The sequence below is a fragment of the Pseudoduganella albidiflava genome, from assembly GCF_004322755.1.
Classification (GTDB): Bacteria; Pseudomonadota; Gammaproteobacteria; order Burkholderiales; family Burkholderiaceae_D; genus Rugamonas; species Rugamonas albidiflava.
Map to the genome: position 1 here is coordinate 2,410,406 of NZ_CP036401.1, position 19,765 is coordinate 2,430,170.

Consider the following 19,765-nt stretch of genomic DNA (forward strand, 5'->3'; position numbering starts at 1 on the left):
GGCAGCATGACGACCATTCATCCTACCGCGATCGTCGATTCGGGGGCACAGCTGGGCGAGGGCGTGGCGATCGGCGCGTATTCGATCATCGGGCCCGATGTCGTCATCGGCGACCGCACCTGGGTCGGCCCGCACGTGGTCATCCAGGGCCACACGACGATCGGCACCGACAACAAGTTCTTCCAGTTCTCGTCGATCGGCGCGCCGCCGCAGGACAAGAAATGGCACGGCGAGCCGACCCGGCTGGAAATCGGCGACCGCAACACGATCCGCGAATTCTGCACGTTCAACCTGGGCACGGTGCAGGACAAGGGCGTGACGAAGCTGGGCAACGACAACTGGATCTCGGCCTACGTGCACCTGGCGCACGACTGCGTGGTCGGCAACAACACCATCTTCTCGAACAACGCGCAGATGGCGGGGCACGTGGAGATCGGCGACTGGGTCATCATGAGCGGCTACGCCAACGTGCACCAGTTCTGCAAGATCGGCGCGCATGCCTTCGTCGGCATGAGCACCAGCCTGACGCAGGACGTGCCGCCATTCGTGCTGCTGAACGGGAATCCGGCCCAGGCGCACGGCATCAACATCGAAGGCCTGAAGCGCCGCGGCTTCACGCGCGAGCAGATCAACGCGCTGCGCACCTCGTACAAGATCCTGTACCGCTCGGGCCACACGCTGGAAGAGGCCAAGGCGGCGCTGCTCGAGCAGGAGCGGGCCACGCCCGATGCGGCCGCGCAGATCCGCGAATTCCGCACCTTCCTCGACACCGCCTCCCGTGGCATCGTCCGCTGAGATGCGTGAAGGAAGCCCCAATGCGGCGGCCGCGGCGGCCGGCGGGCTGCCGGCGGCCACTTCGGCGGCCGGGCAGCCGTCCATCGCCATCGTCGCCGGGGAACCTTCCGGCGACATGCTGGCCGCGCGCCTGCTGGCCGGCCTGCGGCCGCACCTGCCCGAGGCGCGCTTCCACGGCATCGGCGGACCGGCCATGATCGCCCAGGGTTTCCAGTCGGACGTGCCGCTGGAGACGATGACGGTGCGCGGCCTGTTCGAGATCATCCCCCGCTACCGCGAACTGAAACGCATCCAGCGCACCTTGCGCGACCGCCTGCTGGCCGAGCGGCCGGCCGTGTTCATCGGCGCCGACTACCCGGGCTTCAACCTGGGCCTGGAGGGCGAACTGAAGGCGGCCGGCATCCCGACCATGCATTACATCGGGCCGCAGATCTGGGCGTGGCGCGGCGGGCGGATCAAGAAGATCGTCAGCAATGTCTCGCACATGCTGGTGATCTTCCCGTTCGAGGAAGAGATCTACCGCAAGGCCGGCGTGCCGGTGACCTACGTGGGCCACCCGCTGGCGGAACTGATCCCCCTGGTGCCCGACGTGACAGCGGCGCGCCGCCACCTCGGCCTGGCCGACGACGCCAGGGTGGTCACCATCATGCCGGGCAGCCGGATGGGGGAGCTGAAGTACAACACGGCGGCCTTCATGGGCGCCGCGAAGCTGCTGCTGCAACGCGAGCCGTCGCTGCATTTCGTGGCGCCGATGGCGGGCGAAAAGCAGAAGGAATACTTCACCAAGCTGGTGCGGGAGGCCGGCCTGCAGGATGTGCCGGTCCAGCTGCTCGATGGCGAAAGCCACGCGGCGATCTGCGCGGCCGATGCCGTGCTGGTGGCTTCCGGTACCGCGTCGCTGGAAGTGGCGCTGTACAAGAAGCCGATGGTCATCGCCTACCGGATGATGCGCGCTTCGTGGGAAATCATGCGGCACATGGGCTACCAGCCATGGATCGGCCTGCCGAACATCCTGGCGCGCGAATTCCTGGTGCCCGAGCTGCTGCAGCACCACGCCAGCCCCGAGTCGCTGGCCGACCATCTGTGGAAGCAATTGACGGACGAGGCGCACCGTGCGAACCTGATCCGGCGCTTCACGGACATGCACCACAGCCTGCTGCGCAACTCCGCCGAGGCGAGCGCCGCGGCCGTACTGAACGTCATAGGAAGAACCAGGTGACCATGCTGGATAACGCAAAAGTCAGCGCAAAAGGCAATGCAGTAAGCAATGAGCCGCAGGGCGGCCTGTTCGACGACCTGCCGTATTCCCTCGACGAGATCATCTGCGGCGTGGATGAAGCGGGCCGCGGCCCGCTGGCCGGGCCCGTGTACGCGGCCGCCGTGATCCTGCACCGCGAGCGGCCCATCGCCGGCCTGCGCGATTCGAAGAAACTTACCGAAGCCCGGCGCGAGGAACTGGCGCCGCTGATCAAGCGCGACTGCATCGCCTGGGCGATCGCCAAGGCCTCCGAGGCGGAAATCGACAAGCTGAACATCCTGCAGGCCTCGCTGCTGGCCATGAAGCGGGCCGTGCATGCGCTCGAGACGATTCCCACGCTGGCCCTCATCGATGGCAACAAGTGCCCGGTGATGAGAATCCAGACCATCGCCATCGTCGATGGCGACGACAAGATCGAATCCATCTCCGCCGCGTCGATCCTGGCGAAGACGGCGCGCGACGATGCGCTGCGCAAGCTGCACAAGAAGTATCCGCAATACGGTTTCGACCAGCACAAGGGCTACGGCACGGCGCAGCACCTCGAAGCGCTGAAGCTGCACGGCGTGACGCCGGTGCACCGCCGCTCCTTCGCCCCCGTGCGCGAACTGCTGGAGCTGGCGTTTTGAAATCCACTCAATGAAGAACCCGCAGTGAAGACAATCTCGTCGCGCGACAACGCGCAGTACAAGGAACTGAAGCACCTGGCCACCAATGCGCACGCGCTGCGCAAGGCCGGCCGCACGCTGCTCGACGGCGTGCACCTGTGCGAGACGTGGTTGCGGATGCGCGGCCAGCCGGAACAGTGCATCGTCAGCGACAGCGGCCTGCGCCATCCCGAGATCGTCGCCCTGGTGGTGAAGCTGGAGGCGCACCACGGCCGCGTGCTGCACTTGCCGGACGCGCTGTACGAGCCGCTGTCGCAGGTCGAGCATGGCGTGGGCATCCTGTTCCTGGTCGAGATGCCGCGCCCGGCCGTGCCGGCGGCGCTGGCGGCCAATGCGGTCCTGCTGGACAATATCCAGGATCCCGGCAACGTGGGCTCGATCCTGCGCAGCGCGGCGGCCGCCGGCATCGGCGAGATATACTGCAGCCCCGGCACGGCATTCTGCTGGTCGCCGAAGGTACTGCGTGCCGCCATGGGCGCGCACTTCGTGCTGGAGATCTACGAGAACGTGGCGCTGGCGCCGTTGCTGGCCGGCGCGAACATCGCCACGCTGGCCACCAGCGGCTATGCGAAGCAGAAGCTGTACGACGTCGACCTGAAGCGGCCGGTGGCATGGGTATTCGGCCATGAAGGGCAGGGCGTGTCCGACGAGTTGCTGGCGCTGGCCAGCCACAAGGTCGTGATCCCGCACCTGGGGGAAGTGGAATCGCTGAACGTGGCCGCCTGCGCGGCCGTGTGTTTCTTCGAACAGGTCAGGCAAAGCCAGGCGCGCGCCGGCTGAAACGGAGGGAGCATGGAAATCGCCGCATTGCAGTTCCTGGTGGCGGAAAGCGAACCGGTGCAGCGCGAGCTGCTGGCCGGGCTGTTGCGCAGCGCCGGCGCGCAGCACATCCATTTCGCGCCGGATGGCCACGCCGCGCTGCGGGCACTGCATGGCGCGGCGCCGGCGATCGATATCGTCGTGATGGACCTGGGCCTGGCCGGCATGGATGGGCTGGAACTGATCCGGCGCCTGGCGGAAGACCGCTGCCGCGCCGGCCTGATCGTGGTGGGCGCGCAAAGCGGCGACATCCTGTTTTCCGTCGAGACGATGGCGCTGGCCTACGGGGTCGACCTGCTGGGCGCCGTCGCCAAGCCGGTCTCCGCGCCGCGCCTGGAAGCGCTGGTCGCCAACTACACGCGGCCGCCGGAAACCGCCGCGGGGGCGCCGGTCACGCCATTCACGTTCGCCGAAGTGGGCAAGGGCCTGCAGGCGCGCGAGTTCGATCCCTTCTTCCAGCCCAAGATCGAGCTGGAAACGGGCCAGGTGAAGGGGCTCGAGATGTTCGCCCGCTGGCGGCACCCGCAGCTCGGCGTGCTGGGCCCGGCGGCCTTCATGCCCGCGTTGGAAGCGGCCGGGCGCATCGATTTCCTCGACTGGAGCATGATCGAGAAATCGGTGGCGGCCTGCCGCACCCTGCATGACCAGGGCATGCCGGTCTCGTTTTCGATCAATGTCGATCCGGGCACGCTGTCGCACCCGCAGTTCATCGCGCAGATCGGCGCCTGCCTGGAACGGCACCGCATCCTGCCCGGCTACATCACCTTCGAGATCACCGAATCGTCGGTGCTGCAGACCGACCCGCATTTCCTGGAGCGCCTGCTGCGCCTGCGCATGATGGGCTTCGGCCTGGCCATCGACGACTACGGCACCGGGCGCTCCAACCTGCAGCTGCTCGCCTCGATCCCGTTCTCGGAACTGAAGATCGACCGCAGCTTCGTCGACGGCGCCTCCCGCAAGCGCGCCATCGGCACCGTGCTGAAATCGTGCCTGGGCCTGGCGCGCAGCCTGGACCGCACCTCGTGCGCCGTCGGCGTAGAGACCAAGCAGGACTGGGACTTCCTGCAGGGCCTCGGCTGCACCTACGCGCAGGGCTACTACATCGCCAGCCCGATGCCGGTGGACGAGTTCCCCAAGTGGCTGGTGGAGTGGCGGCAGTTCTTCTGATGTAACCCAACGGCAGAGGCCGGGGTCTGACCCGCCGGGTCAGACCCCAGGGTTAGCCGTCAGGTGTCTGACACCATTTTCCTGAAAATGGTGTCAGACACCGGTGTTCGCCCGATGCGGTGCGGCCCTTCGGAAAACCGGTGTCCGACACCATTTCCCTTGGAAATAGTGTCCGGCACCAGGCGCATCGAGCGGCAAGTTTCTCCAGCGGCTGCCACGCCACCCAGGAAGATCTGCATGCGCAAGGCGGTGCCGTCATCGGACGCCCGCCAGCTTCCCGTCACGCCGCCGCCCGTTCCTCGTCAAGGCCCGTATCCATCACCGCCTCGAGAAAATCGCGACCCCAGCGCGCCACATCGTGTTCGGTGGCGATCATGGCCATGCGCGCGGTGCGATAGGCGCGTTCCTCTTCGCCCATCGTCAGCGCCTGGTGCAGCGTGGCCGTCATGGCATTGGCATCGTAGGGATTGGTCAGCAGCGCGCCGTGCAGTTCCACGGCGGCGCCGGCAAATTCGGAGAGGATCAGGACACCGGATTTCCCGGCCGCCTTGCGCGCCGCCACGTATTCCTTGGCTACCAGGTTCAGGCCATCGCGCAGCGGCGTGATCCACGCCACGCCGCAGGCGGCGTAATGGGCGATCACTTCATCGAACGGCAGCGAGCGGTAGAAGTAGCGCACCGGCACCCAGTCCAGCGTGGAGAAGCGGCCGTTGATGCGTCCCACCGCGCGGTCCACTTCCACGCGCAGGCTGTCGTAGATCTCCATGCCCGGCGCGGCCGGCGTGATGATGTTCAGCAGCGTCACCTTGCCGATGTGTTCCGGGTGCCGTTCCAGCAGCCGCTCGAAAGCCTGCAGCTTCTCCAGCGAGCCCTTCACGTAATCGAGCCGTTCGATGGAGACGATGCCGGTGGTGCCGCCCAGGTAATCCTCGATGGCGGCGGTCTTTTCCGCCACTTGCGGCTGGCTGACCAGGTCTTCGATCAGCGCCACGTCGGTACCGACAGGATGCGCGCCCAGCGCGACGGTGCGCCCGCCCGCCTCGATCGACGTCGTCATCGTGTCCACGCCCAGCGCGCAGCCGTAGGTGAGGAAGCGCGGCGCGCACGGCACCGCCGGGCCCCGTTCCACTGGCGCGAACGAGCGCACCGCGTCGACGAAGTTCTCGACATAGCGGGGAATGTGGAAGCCCACGTAGTCGCATTGCAGCAGGCTGCCGATGATGTCGCGGCGCCATGGCAGGATGTTGAACACGTCGCTGGACGGGAACGCCGTGTGGTGGAAGAAGGCGATCCGCAGGTCCGGCCGCAGCGGGCGCAGGAAGGCCGGTACCATCCACAGGTTGTAGTCGTGCACCCAGACCACGGCGCCGTCGGCCGCTTCGCGCGCCGTCTGTTCCGCGAACAGGCGGTTCACTTCCAGGAAGCGCTCCCAGTGGGCGGCATTGAACTCGGCCTTGTCGGGGAACGAGAAGATGATCGGCCAGAACGCCTCCTTGGAAAACTTCTTGTAGAACAGGTCCACGTCTTGCGCCGTCAGCGCCACGCGCGCGGCCCGCAGGCGTGGGTAGGCCACTTCGTCGACCGCCACGTGCGTCTCGAAATCCTTTGGCGCGCGGCTGTCCTGCTGCGACCACGCCACCCAGGAACCCTTGCGGCTGCCGGCAAAGAACCGCAGCAGCGTGGGGATGATGCCGTTCGGGCTCTTCGGGCGGCGGCGCAATTGCACGCCGTTCTCCGTCACTTCGTCGAATGGCAGGCGGTGGTAGACCATCACCAGGTCGGCGTCGCCATGCGCGCCGGCCACGGGTGCCGGCTGGCCGGCGCGAGGCAGGGCGCCATGGTGCACCAGGCCTTCCAGGATGCCGTCGCAGCCTTCGCCGGTGGCGATGTACACGCTGGAACGGCGGCGCAGCTTCTGCACCAGTGCCGGTTCGGCGGCGCCGACGACGATGCCGGCCAGGCCGGTCTCGAACATCGACAGGTCGTTCAGCGTATCGCCGGCCACCACGATCGACGACGGCGCGATGCCGGCCGCTTCTGCCAGGGCCAGCAGCGCCGGGCCCTTGCCTACGCCGCGCGGAAGTACGTCCAGGTAGGCGCCGGCGGACATCAGCAGGTCGCAGCCTAGCGCCTCGACGGCGGCGCGCAGGGCAGGCGTCACATCGGCCTCGCTGGCCACGAACGAGCAGCGGCGCTCTTGCGGCACGCTCTGGCGGCGCAGGCGCGGAAAGCCGGCCAGCGCCTTCAGCACGGCCTGCGAACCCGGCCAGCGCGCGGCGATGTCCTGCTGCAGGCTGCCCACCGGCTGCAGGTCGGCGCCGTGCACGATGGTGGCGCCGACGTCGGCGATGATGTAGTCCGGCATGGGAATCGTCGGATCGGACAGCAGCGGCAGGATCGATTCGAGGCCGCGGCCGGTCACGAACGCCAGCCTGGCATTGCGCGGCGCGGCGGTGAACAGTTCGCGCACGCGGCGCCGCGCTTCGGCGGTGCCGGCCAGCAGGGTACCGTCGAGATCGGTAGCAAGCAGGAACTGATGTGGGGTGATCGAGCGAATTGCGGGTGTCGAAAGAGTCGGGGAGATGCGGGACTGCGGAATTGCCATGGCGATTCATCCTTAAAGTAGCGATGCGTCGGGCGCTTAGCAGGTGCGCCAAACTGGATTTAACGTGTGCAAGCCACGGTCGCGGTGGACCGTTCACGCGTACGGACGCAACGGCGGCGGCATGCCGGCCATTGCCAGGGGAGGGAAGCGGCAGGGATGGTGCTCAATGATGAAAGCGCCGCATCCGGGAGAATGCGGCGCCATTATACTATAATTCTAGCAATACATTTGCGAGAATGTATTTCGGAACTGTATTCCTGCAGCGTTGCGGACCAATGCGCCCTGGAGGATTACTGCGACTTCGGCCGCGGCTCGGGCGCCGGCCGGCGCCGTTCCTCGGTACCGTCGTAGGTCTCGTTGGCCGCCTCGCCGCGCAGCACTTCCGGGTTCGACAGCTTCACGGTCTGCGTCGGATACGCGAACTCGATGCCGGCCCGGTTGAAGCGCTTGAACAGCTCGAAGTTGATGGCCTGCTGGGTGTCCATGAACAGGCCGTAGTCGGGCGTCTGCATCACGTACACCACCTCGAAGTCGAGCGACGACGGGCCATACGACTTGAAGTGCGCGCGGTCGAATTTCAGCTGCGGCTGGGCCGACACGATTTCCTTCAGCATGCCGGGAATGCTCTCCAGCTGCTCCTCGGTCACCTCGTACGTGACGCCCACGGAAAACACCACGCGCCGCGTTTCCATGCGCCGCACGTTGTGGATGCGGCTCTTCAGCAGGTCGCTGTTCGAGAACACGATTTCCTCGCCATTCAGGCTGCGGATGCGGGTGGTCTTCAGGCCCACGTACTGCACCGTGCCGGCCAGGTCGTCGACGGTGATGAAGTCGCCCACCACGAACGGCTTGTCGAGCAGGATCGACAGCGACGAGAACAGGTCGCCCAGGATGTTCTGCACGGCCAGCGCCACGGCGATACCGCCGATGCCCAGGCTGGCCACCAGCGTGGTGATGTTGACGCCGAAGTTATCGAGGATCATCAGCAGGATCACGGCCCACAGCGCGGCGCGCGCCACGAAGGTCAGGGCCGCGGTGGAGGTGGTCGCGGCCACGTCGGTGGCGCCGCGCTTCTTGCGGTAGAAGTCGATCCAGCCGCGCACGCCCACGTCGAGCCAGCGGGCAATCTGCAGCAGCAGGATGGCCACGGCCAGGTTGCGCAGCAGCGTTTCCGCTTTCGGCGACAGCAGCAGCCACTGGGTACCGGCATACAGGCCCATCGCCACGATGAACGCCGTGCTGGTGGTTTTCAGCACGCGCACGGCCATGTCGTCCACGTGGGTGGCGGTATGCTCGGCGAACGCGCCGATGCGGCGCACCAGGAAGCGCTTGGCGGCGTACAGCGCCATGCTGACGGCGGCGGCGATGCCGATGGCGATCATCCAGGTATTGAGGTCGTTACCTAGCACTACATAGTCCATGTCTTCTCCTTGTCGGACGGGATGAATGGCAGGGCGGGGCCTGCATCGGGAAGCACCGCGCCGCGCGGCGGCCGGTACGAGGAGAAGACGGGCGCGCGATGGCAAACGGGCGCCCGCCCTTTTGATGAGTGGATGCTACCGTTGCTTGCCGGACCGGTCGGTTCGCCCGCGCACATTTGGCGGCAGGGAAAGATCTCGCCTCATGCCTCGATGGCTCATCCGGGCAGTGGCGGTCTGGTTGAGTTAAGCCTACCCCAAGTGCAAATCCGGGGTCAGGGAGGAGTACTGGCCTGCAGGCCAGTACCGCTACGCCGGCAAGGAGCGATGCTCCTTGAAACCCCGGCTACGCCCCGGCGGGTCTGACCCCAGCCTTTCGCTGTTGGGGGGAATGCATGCGCCTTCAATGTTTCGAGTAGCGCTTCATTCCACGGCATTAGTCACAAACACCGGTTCGTGCTCACGCCAGCGCCGCGATACCCGCCAGCTTGTCTGGATTGCGGATCGCGTAGATCGCCACGATCCGGTCATCCTCGATGATGAACGCCTGCGCCGATTCGACGATGCCGCCGACATAGCGCACGATGCCAGGTTCCCCGTTCACGCGCGCCATCCGGTACGTGACCTTGCCCGGGTTGGCGTGTTCCACGGACCAGTAAACGCCGGCGATGCGCGCCGCGCCGACCAGGATCTTGCCGAACGACGGCACCTTGCCGCCGCCATCGGAGACCAGCCGCACGTCGCCGGCCAGGAAGGTCTTCATCGCTTCCCGGTCGGCGCCGGCGGCGGCCTGCATGAAGCGCGCCAGCAGGTCGCGGTGCACGTCCTTCGGCACCGTGAAGCGCGGCGTTTCCTGCTGTACGCGGGCCTGCGCACGGGAGACCAGCTGCCGGCACGCCGCTTCGCTCTTGCCCAGCGTGGCGGCGATGTCGGCGTAATCCTGGTCGAACACCTGCCGCATCAGGAATGCCGCACGTTCCTCGGGCGCCAGCCGCTCCAGCACCCACAGCATCGCCACGGAGACTTCGCTGGCCAGCTCGGCCGCCGTTTCGGGCGTGCGCTCGTCCAGTTCCACCAGCGGTTCGGGCAGCCACCAGCCCACGTAGGCTTCGCGTTCGGCCTTGCGGCTGCGCAGCCGGTCGATCGACAGCCGCGTGGCGACCGTTACCAGCCACGCCTCGGCCGATTGCACGGCGTCGTGGCTGCTGGCGGCCCAGCGCAGCCAGGCATCCTGCACCACGTCCTCCGCGTCGGCGCGGATGCCCAGCATGCGGTAGGCGAGTGCGAACAGGCGGGGGCGCAGGGCGTCGAATTGCGCAACGGTATGGTCGTTCATGGCTTCTGGCTTCATGGCGTGAGGGATGGTCTCCACAAGACGGCGGGGCGCCGCCCGTTGTGACAGCTTTCCGGCGGCAAAGGTGTGGCAGCGGGTTTTTTTCTTGTCTACATTGTCATCCCGGCAGTTTACACAAACGGCACACACCCCCATGACCAACCCCAGGACCAGGAGTCACCCGATGGAACCCAGCGACAAGCAAGACATGACCGAACAGGATATCCAGGCATCGCGGCGCCGCTTCGTCGGCGCGGTGGCCACCACCATTGCCGCGGCGGGCACCGCCGCCGCGGGCGGCGCGATGGCACAGCAGGGCGATGCGCGAGGCGGCGGGCAGGGCAGCGGCGCGCGCCGCAACCCGAAGTATCCGCGCCCGCCATTCCCGCGCCAGCAACAGGAATGGCCGGCGCTGGCCGGGAAAATGACGCCGCGGCCCGACCATGGCGAAACGACCTACCGGGGCAGCGGCCGCCTGGCCGGCCGCAAGGCGCTGATCACGGGCGGCGATTCCGGCATGGGCCGGGCCGCCGCGATCGCGTATGCGCGCGAAGGCGCCGACGTGGCGATCAATTACCTGCCGTTCGAGGAACCGGACGCGCAGGAAGTCAAGGCGCTGATCGAGAAGGCGGGCCGCAAGGCGGTGCTGCTGCCGGGCGATATCCGTGACGAAGGTTTTTGCCGGACCTTGGTCGACAAGGCGGCGGAACAGTTGGGCGGCCTCGATATCCTCGTCAGCAATGCGGCCCGGCAGCAATCCATCGATTCCATCCTCGACCTGAGCACCGAGCAGTTCGACTGGACGATGAAGACCAACCTGTATGCCAACTTCTGGATCTGCAAGGCGGCCGTGCCGCATATGAAGAACGGCGGCGCGATCATCGTCACGGCATCCGTGCAGGCGTATGACCCGTCGGCCAACCTGCTCGACTATGCGCAGACCAAGGCGGCCCAGGTGGCGTTCGTGAAATCGCTGGCCAAGCAGCTGGCCGAGAAAAATATCCGCGTGAACGCCGTGGCGCCTGGGCCGATCTGGACGCCACTGCAGGTGTGCGGTGGCCAGGAGCCGGATGCGCTGGTCAACTTCGGCGGTGATACGCCGATGAAGCGCCCCGGCCAGCCGGCCGAGCTGGCGCTGGCCTATGTCACGCTGGCATCCGACGACTCCAGCTACACCACGGGCCACGTGTACGGAGTCGCCGGCGGCAACGGCCAGCCGTAAGCGGGTAGTGGGGCGGCCGCTTCTCCGCAAGGCTGAAGATCAGTACTCGCGGCGGTGCGGCCTGATCTCCTGGAGGATGGTGGTGGAGATTTCCTCGATCGACTTGGTGGTCGAGGACAGCCAGCGAATGCCTTCCCGCTTCATCATGTTTTCCGCTTCATTGACTTCATAGCGGCAGTTCTCGATCGACGCATACTTGCTGCCGGCGCGCCGCTCGTTGCGGATTTCCGTGAGCCGCTCCGGCGTGATGGTCAGCCCGAAGATCTTCGGCTTGTACGCATACAGCGCCGAGGGCAGCTTGCCGCGCTCGAAATCGTCCGGGATCAGCGGGTAGTTCGCCGCCTTGATCCCGTATTGCATGGCCAGGTACAGCGACGTCGGCGTCTTGCCGGAGCGCGACACGCCGACCAGGATCACGTCCGCCTCGGCCAGGTTCTTGTGCGACTGGCCATCGTCGTGCGCCAGCGAGAAGTTGATCGCCTCGATGCGGTTGCGGTACTCCTCGCTGTCGACGATGTTGTGCGAGCGGCCGATGGTGTGCGTGGACTTCATGCCCAGTTCTTCCTCCAGCGGCGCGACGAAGCTCTGGAACAGGTCCATGTGCAGCCCGCTGCATTGCCGGATCACCGACGACAGTTCGGCCTGCACGAGCGTGCTGAAAATGATCGGGCGCTGCCCGTCCGCGATGGCCGCCTCGTTGATCTTGCGGGCCGCCGCGTGGGCCTTGTCCACCGTATCGATGAAGGGCAGGCGGATCTGGCGGAAGCGCATCTCGAACTGGGTCAGCACGGAGTGGCCGAAGGTTTCTGCGGTGATGCCGGTACCATCGGAAACGAAAAATACGGTGCGGGCGGAGGTCGGGCGTTGTTCGGATGTCATGAAAATAGCTTTTGATTGTGAACTGTCAATTTTCGCCACAGGCTGTAAAATGGCCGGCAACGGTCAGAATGCGCTGCGCGACGCCAAGAATAACACCAAGAAGTCGAGAGACTCACTGCAGCCGGGGCAACCCCATGGACGGCCAACAGATTCCCATCATCAGTAAGGTGTCACCATGACCAACTTGTCCAACGCAGCACTTGTTATTCCCGACCAGGCGCAGGCCGGCGAAAATGCCACGGGGGTTTCGACCTACGTGGCGTCGTTCGAAAACCTGCGCATGACCGACGTGGAATCCGTCGGCGGCAAGAATGCCTCGCTCGGCGAAATGATCAGCCAGCTCGCCGGCGCCGGCGTGCGCGTGCCGGGTGGCTTCGCCACCACGGCGCAGGCCTTCCGCGACTTCCTGTCGCACAGCATCGACGGCGGCGCGCCGCTGGCCGAACGCATCGCCAACCGCCTGTCCGACCTGAACGTGGACGACGTGCGTTCGCTGGCGCAGGCCGGCGCCGAGATCCGCCAGTGGATCGTCGATACGCCATTCCAGCCGCGCCTGGAGCAGGAAATCCGCACCTTCTACGACAACCTGGTGGCCGGTTCGGAAACCGAAGTGTCGTTCGCCGTGCGTTCCTCCGCCACCGCGGAAGACTTGCCGGATGCCTCGTTCGCGGGCCAGCAGGAATCCTTCCTGAACGTGGTCGGCATCGACAACGTGCTGGACGCGATGAAGCACGTGTTCGCATCGCTGTACAACGACCGCGCCATTTCGTACCGCGTGCACAAGGGTTTCACGCATGCCGAGGTAGCGCTGTCAGCGGGCGTGCAGCGCATGGTGCGCTCCGATACCGGCGCGGCCGGCGTGATGTTCACCATCGATACCGAATCGGGCTTCAAGGACGTGGTGTTCATCACCTCCAGCTACGGCCTGGGCGAGACCGTGGTGCAGGGCGCCGTGAATCCCGATGAATTCTACGTGCACAAGCCGATGCTGGAGCAGGGCAAGTCGCCTGTCATCCGCCGCAATATCGGCTCGAAGCTGATCAAGATGGAATTCACCAGCGAGGCCCGCGCCGGCCGTTCGGTGAAGACCGTGGATGTGCCGATCGAACTGCGCAACCGCTATTCGCTGACGGACGTCGAAGTGGTCGAACTGGCGAAATACGCGGTGATCATCGAGAACCACTATGGCCGCCCGATGGACATCGAGTGGGGCAAGGACGGCCGCGACGGCAAGCTGTACATCCTGCAGGCGCGCCCGGAAACCGTGAAGTCGCAGCAGAAGGCCACCGACGCGCAGCAGCGCTTCAAGCTGAAGTCGACCGGTACCGTGCTGACCTCGGGCCGCGCGATCGGCCAGAAGATCGGCGCCGGCCCGGTGCGCGTGATCAGCGACCCGTCCGAGATGGAACGCGTGCAGCCCGGCGACGTGCTGGTGGCCGACATGACCGACCCGAACTGGGAACCGGTGATGAAGCGTGCTTCGGCGATCGTGACGAACCGCGGCGGGCGCACCTGCCACGCGGCGATCATCGCCCGCGAGCTGGGCGTGCCGGCGGTGGTCGGCTGCGGCGATGCGACCGAAGTGCTGAAGGATGGCACCTTCGTCACCGTGTCGTGCGCGGAAGGCGACGAAGGCAAGATCTACGACGGCTTGCTGGAAACGGAAATCTCCGAAGTCTCGCGCGGCGAACTGCCGCAGCTGCCGGTCAAGATCATGCTGAACGTGGGTAACCCGCAGCTGGCCTTCGACTTCCAGCAGGTGCCGAATGCCGGCGTGGGCCTGGCCCGCCTGGAGTTCATCATCAACAACAACATCGGCGTGCACCCGAAGGCGATCCTGGAATACCCGAACATCGATCCGGACCTGAAGAAGGCCGTGGAATCGGTGGCGCGCGGCCATGCCTCGCCGAAGGCGTTCTATGTCGACAAGCTGGCCGAAGGCGTGGCCACGATCGCCGCCGCGTTCTGGCCGAAACCGGTCATCGTGCGCCTGTCGGACTTCAAGTCCAACGAGTACAAGAAGCTGATCGGCGGTTCGCGCTACGAGCCGGACGAGGAAAACCCGATGCTGGGCTTCCGCGGCGCGGCGCGCTACATCTCCGCCGACTTCGCCGAGTCGTTCACCATGGAATGCCTGGCCATGAAGCGCGTGCGCGAAGACATGGGCCTGACCAACGTGGAACTGATGGTGCCGTTCGTGCGCACGCTGGGCCAGGCGCAGAAGGTCGTCGAGCTGCTGGCCAAGAATGGCCTGAAGCGCGGTGAGAACGGCCTGCGCCTGATCATGATGTGCGAAGTGCCGTCGAACGCCGTGCTGGCCGACCAGTTCCTCGAATACTTCGACGGCTTCTCGATCGGCTCCAACGATCTTACCCAGCTGACCCTGGGCCTGGACCGCGACTCCGGCATGGAATTGCTGGCCGCCGACTTCGACGAACGCGACCCGGCCGTGAAGGCGCTGCTGTCGATGGCGATTTCCGCTTGCCGGAAGCAGGGCAAGTACATCGGCATCTGCGGCCAGGGCCCTTCGGACCACCCGGACCTGGCCGAATGGCTGATGGAGCAGGGCATCGAGTCGATGTCGCTGAACCCGGACTCGGTCATCGATACGTGGCAAAAGCTGGCTGAGCTGCGCAAGTAATGCGCAAGTAAGGCAGCCGGGGCGCCCGGGGCCTTTTCGAAGTCCGCGGCGGCCCTGGTGTCGGACACCGGGTTTTCGGTGTCCGACCGCTGCGGCGGACCGACCGGTTCTCGCCGGAAGATTCCGGTGCCTGCGCGGACACCAACTGTTCAACCGCCTGAAATTGCTCTATCGTTACGTCAACCCTCGCCGCTCTACCCAGGGCCGCGAGGGTTTTACTTTCATGGGAGACAAACAGATGGCTGACTGGATCATGTGGCTCATCGCCGCTGGCGTGCTGGTGGCGCTGGAACTGTTCAGCGGCACCTTCTACCTGCTGATGATCGCGCTGGGTGCGCTGGCCGGCGCGCTGGTGGCGGCGCTGCGCATCGACCTGCCGGGCCAGATGCTGGCGGCCGCGCTGGTCGCCGTGATCGCCACCGTGCTGCTGCGCCAGCGGCGCCGCAACCAGCCGGCGCAGGTCGCCGCATCGCGCAACCCGGACGTGAACCTCGACATCGGCCAGCCCGTGCAGGTGCCCCACTGGGATGGCCACACGGCGCGCGTGATGTACCGCGGCGCGCTGTGGGACGTGGAACTGGCACCGGGCGCACCGGCTGCGGCAGGCACCTACACGATCCGCGAAGTGCGCGGCAGCACGCTGATCGTCGGCGCCTGACAACGACAACAACAACGACAACGACAACGACAATAACAAGGAGAATGCATGGATATTACTTTCGGCGGCGTGGCACTGGTCTTCCTCGCGGTGGCGCTGGTCTTCGTGTTCAAGACCATCAACGTGGTGCCGCAGCAGCATGCGTGGGTGGTCGAACGGCTCGGCAAGTACCATGCGACGCTGGCGCCGGGCCTGAACATCGTGGTGCCCTTCGTCGACCGCATCGCCTACAAGCACATCCTGAAGGAGATCCCGCTCGACGTGCCGTCGCAGGTGTGCATCACGAAGGACAACACGCAGCTGCAGGTGGATGGCATCCTGTACTTCCAGGTCACCGATCCCATGCGCGCATCGTACGGCTCGTCGAACTATATCGCCGCCATCACGCAGCTGGCCCAGACCACGCTGCGTTCCGTGATCGGCCGGATGGAGCTCGACAAGACGTTCGAGGAGCGCGATCACATCAACACCACCGTGGTGAACGCGATCGACGAATCGGCCGCCAACTGGGGCGTGAAGGTGCTGCGCTACGAGATCAAGGACCTGACGCCGCCTGCCGACATCCTGCACGCGATGCAGGCGCAGATCACGGCCGAACGCAACAAGCGGGCCCTGATCGCCGCCTCGGAAGGGCGCAAGCAGGAACAGATCAACATCGCCACCGGCGAGCGCGAGGCGTCCATCGCCCGTTCCGAAGGCGAACGCCAGGCGGCCATCAACCGTGCGCAGGGCGAGGCCAACGCGATCATCGCGATCGCGGAAGCCACCGCCGAGGCGCTGCGGCAGGTGGGCTCGGCGATCGAGCAGCCGGGCGGCGAGGAGGCGGTGAACCTGAAGGTGGCCGAACAGTACGTGGACGCGTTCCGCGAACTGGCCAAGACCAACAACACGCTGATCGTGCCCGCCAACCTGGGCGACATGAGCAGCCTGATCGCCACCGCGATGCAGGTCGTGAAGACACAGAACACGGCGCGCGTGGTGCGCACGCCGTCATGACGTAATAATCCATGTAACGCGGTAACGCAGTAACGTACTTAACGAACGCAGAAACAAGGAGGCAGCATGGGAGCATGGGCAATGGGGCCATACGGCAACGATGTCGCGCAGGACTGGGCGGAAGACCTGCACGAGTCGAACGACCTGTACTTCATCGGCGACACGCTGGACAACGTGCTGTCGACGGAGAACGGTGATTACCTGGACGCGCCGTTCGGCGAAGAAGGGCTGGCCGCCGTCGAGACGCTGCTGCGGCTGGAAGGCCGGGGCGGCCCGAAGGACGACGACTCGGCCACGATCGACGCGTGGGTCGACGTCGTCAAGGCCCAGTACAAGCCGCGCGCCGACCTGCTGGAAAAGGCTGGCCGCGCCATCGACCTGATCCTTTCCGAACGCTCGGAGTTGCGCGAGTTGTGGCAGGATAGCGAGCATTTCGACGCATGGCGCGCCGCGGTGGAAGACCAGAAAACGCGGCTGCAGGGCAAATAGGGAGCTTCATGGCGGTATTGAACAAGGCCATGGCCGCAGCGATGCTGGCCATGTCGGCAATCGCGTCGTCGTCGGCGGCGCTGCCGGAACAGGAAACACTGGAGCGCCTGGCGCGGATGCGGGCCATGCCGGCAGCGGCCGCCGGGCAGGAGGCGCAACGGCAGCGCCGCGATCTCGACGCGGCATGGCGCTGGTTCGGCAACCACAAGACAACCGCGCTGCCGGTGTTGCGGCGCGAATTGGCGGCGGAGCTGAAGAAGCCGAAGCCCAGCCAGCTGGTGCTGCTGGACGTCGGCTACTTCCTGCGCGCGCTGGGCGAACCCGCGGATCGCGCGCTGTCGATGCAGGCCCTGCTGGCGATCGACCCGGCCGGCATCGTGCCGAAGACGCAGGCCGAGCAATTGTTCCGCTTTATCCACGCCAGCGCGGCCGACCGCGACCCCCGGCTGTTCCCGCTGATCGACAAGGTATTCCTGCGCGGCGACGTGACCGTGCTGGTGCCGCAGCATGGCTACACGGTCGACGCGACCTCCGTCTGCATCTACCTGTACGGCCAGTTCGGCACGCGTGCCGAGCAGCACCTGCGCGGGCTGCTCAATGATCCGGCCGTCGTCAACCGCGTGCTGGAAGTGCTGATGTGGGTGGGCTCGCCGGACAGCGTGCCGGCCGTGGCCAGGCTGCTGGACAGCACGGACGCCGACACGTTCGCGCGCGCCGCCACGTTCATGCTGCGCGCCGGCGGCCCGCAAGGGCGGGACGCGCTGCTGGCCTTCGACCCGCGCCGCCTGGAAGGCAAGGCGCGCCAGTTCTACCTGCAGACGCGCCCGCAATTGTCCGGCATGCATTTCGATGCGCTGGTGCAGCAGTTGTCCGATTCGCCGCCCTCGGAGAAAGCCGCCCCGCCACGCAGGCTGGACGAAGCGGCCGCCCGGCAGTTACTGGCCGCGCTGTTCGCCAGCCATGGCAGCTACGAGGGCATCCAGCCGATCGAACTGGCGCTGGCGGCCATGCCGTCCGCCCAGTTGATCGACGAACTGCTGCGCCTGCGCGAGCGCAGCCTGCTGCGCATTTCCGGCGAAGCCCTGGCCGACATCGACACCACCAATACGCTGATCAATACGCTGCGCTTCCGCCCCAACTAGGAAATTTCCACAGTTCGGCGACTGTCCCTTATTCCCGGAAACATTTCCCAAAACCGGGGTCAGACCCCGGTTTCTGGAAATATTGCTCACATTCCCGCTGGGGACAGTCCCCTTTTTTTGGAAATATTTCCTGAAAAAAGGGACTGTCCCTGGTGTGTCCCGCTGTTGTTTTGCGACCAGCTCGGCCGTGCAGTGCGCGGCCTTGGACTGGCGCGGAAAGCCCTCACATGGGAGCTTTCGGGCCGCAGGAACACCATGAACGAACAGATCGACCAGCTGGCGGGGTTTCTCGACCGCCACCGCAACGTGCTTGTGCTGACGGGCGCCGGGCTGTCCACAGCGTCCGGGATCCCGGGCTATCGCGACGAGGAAGGTGTACGGCGCGGCAAGGCGCCCGTGCAGGGGCCGGAATTTCGCAGCAGCGATGCGCTGCGCCGCCGCTACTGGGCGCGCAGCATGGTGGGCTGGCCGACGCTGGCGCACGCCGAACCCAACGCTGGCCATCGCGCACTGGCGCGGCTGGAGTCGGCCGGCCGGGTCGGCCAGGTGATCACGCAGAACGTGGACGGCCTGCACCAGCGTGCCGGCACCGCGCGCCTGATCGAGCTGCACGGCAATATCCACACGGTGCGCTGCCTGGCCTGCGAACGCCGCCAGCACCGCGCCGAATTGCAGCAGCGCCTGCTGCGCGACAATCCGGCGCTGGGCAGCGTGCTGGCCCAGCCGCTGCCGGACGGCGATGCGCAGGTCGAGCCGGAAGCACTGGAGGAATTCATCGTGCCGCACTGCGAGGCATGCGGCGGCGTGCTGCAGCCGGACGTGGTGTTCTTCGGCGATAACATCCCGGCCGAGCGCACCCGCCACGCGCTGCAATGGATGGACGAGGCCGACGCCCTGCTGGTGGTCGGCTCGTCGCTGATGGTGTTTTCCGGTTTCCGTTTCTGCAAGCTGGCCGCGGCGGCAGGCAAGCCGATCGCGGCCGTCAACGCCGGCAAGACGCGGGCCGACGAACTGATCACGCTGAAGCTGGCGCTGCCCGCGCAGGAAGTGCTGCCAGCGGTGGCCGGGCTGCTGGCCGCTACGTGAGGTCGTGCAGGTCCTTGCCCAGCGCGGGCCCCACCGTGAAGTCGGTAAAGCGCACCGCCAGCCCGGCGCGCTGCGGCGTGCAGCACATCGGGCCGACCAGGTACTGTTCCGCAGCAGGGAATGGCGCCAGCCGGAGCATCGGCCAGGTGCGTCCGTCGGCCGAGTACTGGATGCGGATGGCGCCATTCTCGAAGGTCACGCGCAGCCAGAAGCCTTCCGGCAGCGGCGGCGCGGGCATGGTCGCCCAGTCCGATAATTCATTGGTCAGCACGGTGCTCAGCATCGGCTGCCCGTCGGAAAATTCCACGCCCGCCTTCAGCCAGCGGTGCGCATCGATGCGCACCATCAGCCCGGCCTGGTCATACAGTTCAGTGAAATTGGCCTCGACGCGCACCTGGGCGGTGAAGGGCGCCGCGACCGGCTGGCCGAGGAAATGGCCCGAGTCGCGGATGAAGCCGTAGCTGGTGATGCGCCAGAAGTCCGTGCCGTCGCCGGTCACGACCTGCAGCGCGCCATCATCGATGCGGTGGGAAGGCGGCTCGTTCAGCCAGGTGCAATGGTCGAACATGGCAGGCTTTCGTGGTTGAAAGCG

The 19,765-nt window shown here is 66.2% G+C and carries 18 protein-coding genes; 12 read left to right on the plus strand and 6 right to left on the minus strand.

The genetic code is table 11. From position 1 onward, the window contains the following. The first annotated feature begins 6 nt into the window (after positions 1–6). From lpxA to EYF70_RS10175, 5 genes are all read left to right on the plus strand, one after another. Positions 7–795: an acyl-ACP--UDP-N-acetylglucosamine O-acyltransferase gene (lpxA, locus tag EYF70_RS10155; RefSeq protein ID WP_131145288.1), complete on the plus strand. Its 789-nt coding sequence runs from the start codon at positions 7–9 to the stop codon at positions 793–795. A 115-nt stretch (positions 796–910) separates the two neighbouring features. After that, positions 911–2,014, plus strand: a complete 1,104-nt coding sequence (gene lpxB, locus EYF70_RS10160; protein WP_229420899.1) for a lipid-A-disaccharide synthase — start codon at positions 911–913, stop codon at positions 2,012–2,014. A gap of 2 nt (positions 2,015–2,016) precedes the next feature. After that, positions 2,017–2,679 (plus strand): ribonuclease HII, encoded by a 663-nt coding sequence (gene rnhB, locus EYF70_RS10165; RefSeq protein ID WP_131145290.1) that lies wholly within the window; start codon positions 2,017–2,019, stop codon positions 2,677–2,679. Positions 2,680–2,703: 24 nt separating this feature from the next. Further along, positions 2,704–3,498, plus strand: a complete 795-nt coding sequence (locus EYF70_RS10170; RefSeq protein ID WP_131145291.1) for a TrmH family RNA methyltransferase — start codon at positions 2,704–2,706, stop codon at positions 3,496–3,498. Positions 3,499–3,510: 12 nt separating this feature from the next. Continuing rightward, the gene (locus EYF70_RS10175; protein ID WP_131145292.1) at positions 3,511–4,704 is read left to right on the plus strand and encodes an EAL domain-containing response regulator; all 1,194 of its coding nucleotides are present in this window, start codon (positions 3,511–3,513) and stop codon (positions 4,702–4,704) included. A gap of 59 nt (positions 4,705–4,763) precedes the next feature. Here the strand turns inward: EYF70_RS10175 and EYF70_RS10180 are convergent, their stop codons facing one another. The 4 genes from EYF70_RS10180 to sigJ form a co-directional block, all read right to left on the minus strand. Beyond that, the gene (locus tag EYF70_RS10180; RefSeq protein ID WP_131145293.1) at positions 4,764–4,988 is read right to left on the minus strand and encodes a hypothetical protein; all 225 of its coding nucleotides are present in this window, start codon (positions 4,986–4,988) and stop codon (positions 4,764–4,766) included. Beyond that, on the minus strand, positions 4,985–7,309 hold the full coding sequence (ggpS, locus tag EYF70_RS10185) for a glucosylglycerol-phosphate synthase (RefSeq protein WP_131145294.1): 2,325 nt from the start codon (positions 7,307–7,309) through the stop codon (positions 4,985–4,987). The genes EYF70_RS10180 and ggpS overlap by 4 nt, the downstream gene beginning before the upstream one ends. A gap of 290 nt (positions 7,310–7,599) precedes the next feature. Then, entirely contained in the window at positions 7,600–8,730 is a 1,131-nt protein-coding gene (locus tag EYF70_RS10190) for a mechanosensitive ion channel family protein (protein ID WP_131145295.1), read from the minus strand. Positions 8,731–9,187: 457 nt separating this feature from the next. Beyond that, positions 9,188–10,078: an RNA polymerase sigma factor SigJ gene (gene sigJ, locus EYF70_RS10195; protein ID WP_131145296.1), complete on the minus strand. Its 891-nt coding sequence runs from the start codon at positions 10,076–10,078 to the stop codon at positions 9,188–9,190. 190 nt (positions 10,079–10,268) lie between these two features. Between sigJ and EYF70_RS10200 the strand changes: the two genes are divergently transcribed. Further along, the gene (locus tag EYF70_RS10200) at positions 10,269–11,282 is read left to right on the plus strand and encodes an SDR family oxidoreductase (RefSeq protein ID WP_131149017.1); all 1,014 of its coding nucleotides are present in this window, start codon (positions 10,269–10,271) and stop codon (positions 11,280–11,282) included. A 39-nt stretch (positions 11,283–11,321) separates the two neighbouring features. On the opposite strand, the gene ppsR is transcribed toward EYF70_RS10200, so the two are convergent. Further along, a complete protein-coding gene (ppsR, locus tag EYF70_RS10205; RefSeq protein ID WP_131145297.1) occupies positions 11,322–12,161 on the minus strand; it encodes a posphoenolpyruvate synthetase regulatory kinase/phosphorylase PpsR in 840 nt (279 codons plus the stop codon). A 184-nt stretch (positions 12,162–12,345) separates the two neighbouring features. Here ppsR and ppsA point away from each other — a divergent pair, with 184 nt between their 5' ends. The 6 genes from ppsA (at position 12,346) to EYF70_RS10235 (ending at position 19,173) form a co-directional block, all read left to right on the plus strand. Next, a complete protein-coding gene (gene ppsA / locus EYF70_RS10210; protein WP_371861733.1) occupies positions 12,346–14,802 on the plus strand; it encodes a phosphoenolpyruvate synthase in 2,457 nt (818 codons plus the stop codon). Between the two features lie 238 nt (positions 14,803–15,040). Further along, complete coding sequence (locus tag EYF70_RS10215) at positions 15,041–15,460, plus strand: NfeD family protein (RefSeq protein ID WP_131145298.1); 420 nt, start codon at positions 15,041–15,043, stop codon at positions 15,458–15,460. Between the two features lie 48 nt (positions 15,461–15,508). Continuing rightward, a complete protein-coding gene (locus tag EYF70_RS10220) occupies positions 15,509–16,456 on the plus strand; it encodes an SPFH domain-containing protein (RefSeq protein ID WP_131145299.1) in 948 nt (315 codons plus the stop codon). Between the two features lie 66 nt (positions 16,457–16,522). After that, entirely contained in the window at positions 16,523–16,945 is a 423-nt protein-coding gene (locus EYF70_RS10225; RefSeq protein ID WP_131145300.1) for a DUF4259 domain-containing protein, read from the plus strand. Positions 16,946–16,953: 8 nt separating this feature from the next. Beyond that, a complete protein-coding gene (locus EYF70_RS10230) occupies positions 16,954–18,087 on the plus strand; it encodes a hypothetical protein (RefSeq protein ID WP_131145301.1) in 1,134 nt (377 codons plus the stop codon). A gap of 255 nt (positions 18,088–18,342) precedes the next feature. Beyond that, positions 18,343–19,173 (plus strand): NAD-dependent protein deacetylase, encoded by an 831-nt coding sequence (locus tag EYF70_RS10235; RefSeq protein ID WP_131145302.1) that lies wholly within the window; start codon positions 18,343–18,345, stop codon positions 19,171–19,173. Here the strand turns inward: EYF70_RS10235 and EYF70_RS10240 are convergent. Beyond that, complete coding sequence (locus EYF70_RS10240) at positions 19,166–19,741, minus strand: DUF1349 domain-containing protein (protein ID WP_131145303.1); 576 nt, start codon at positions 19,739–19,741, stop codon at positions 19,166–19,168. The genes EYF70_RS10235 and EYF70_RS10240 overlap by 8 nt on opposite strands. Positions 19,742–19,765 lie beyond the last annotated feature (24 nt).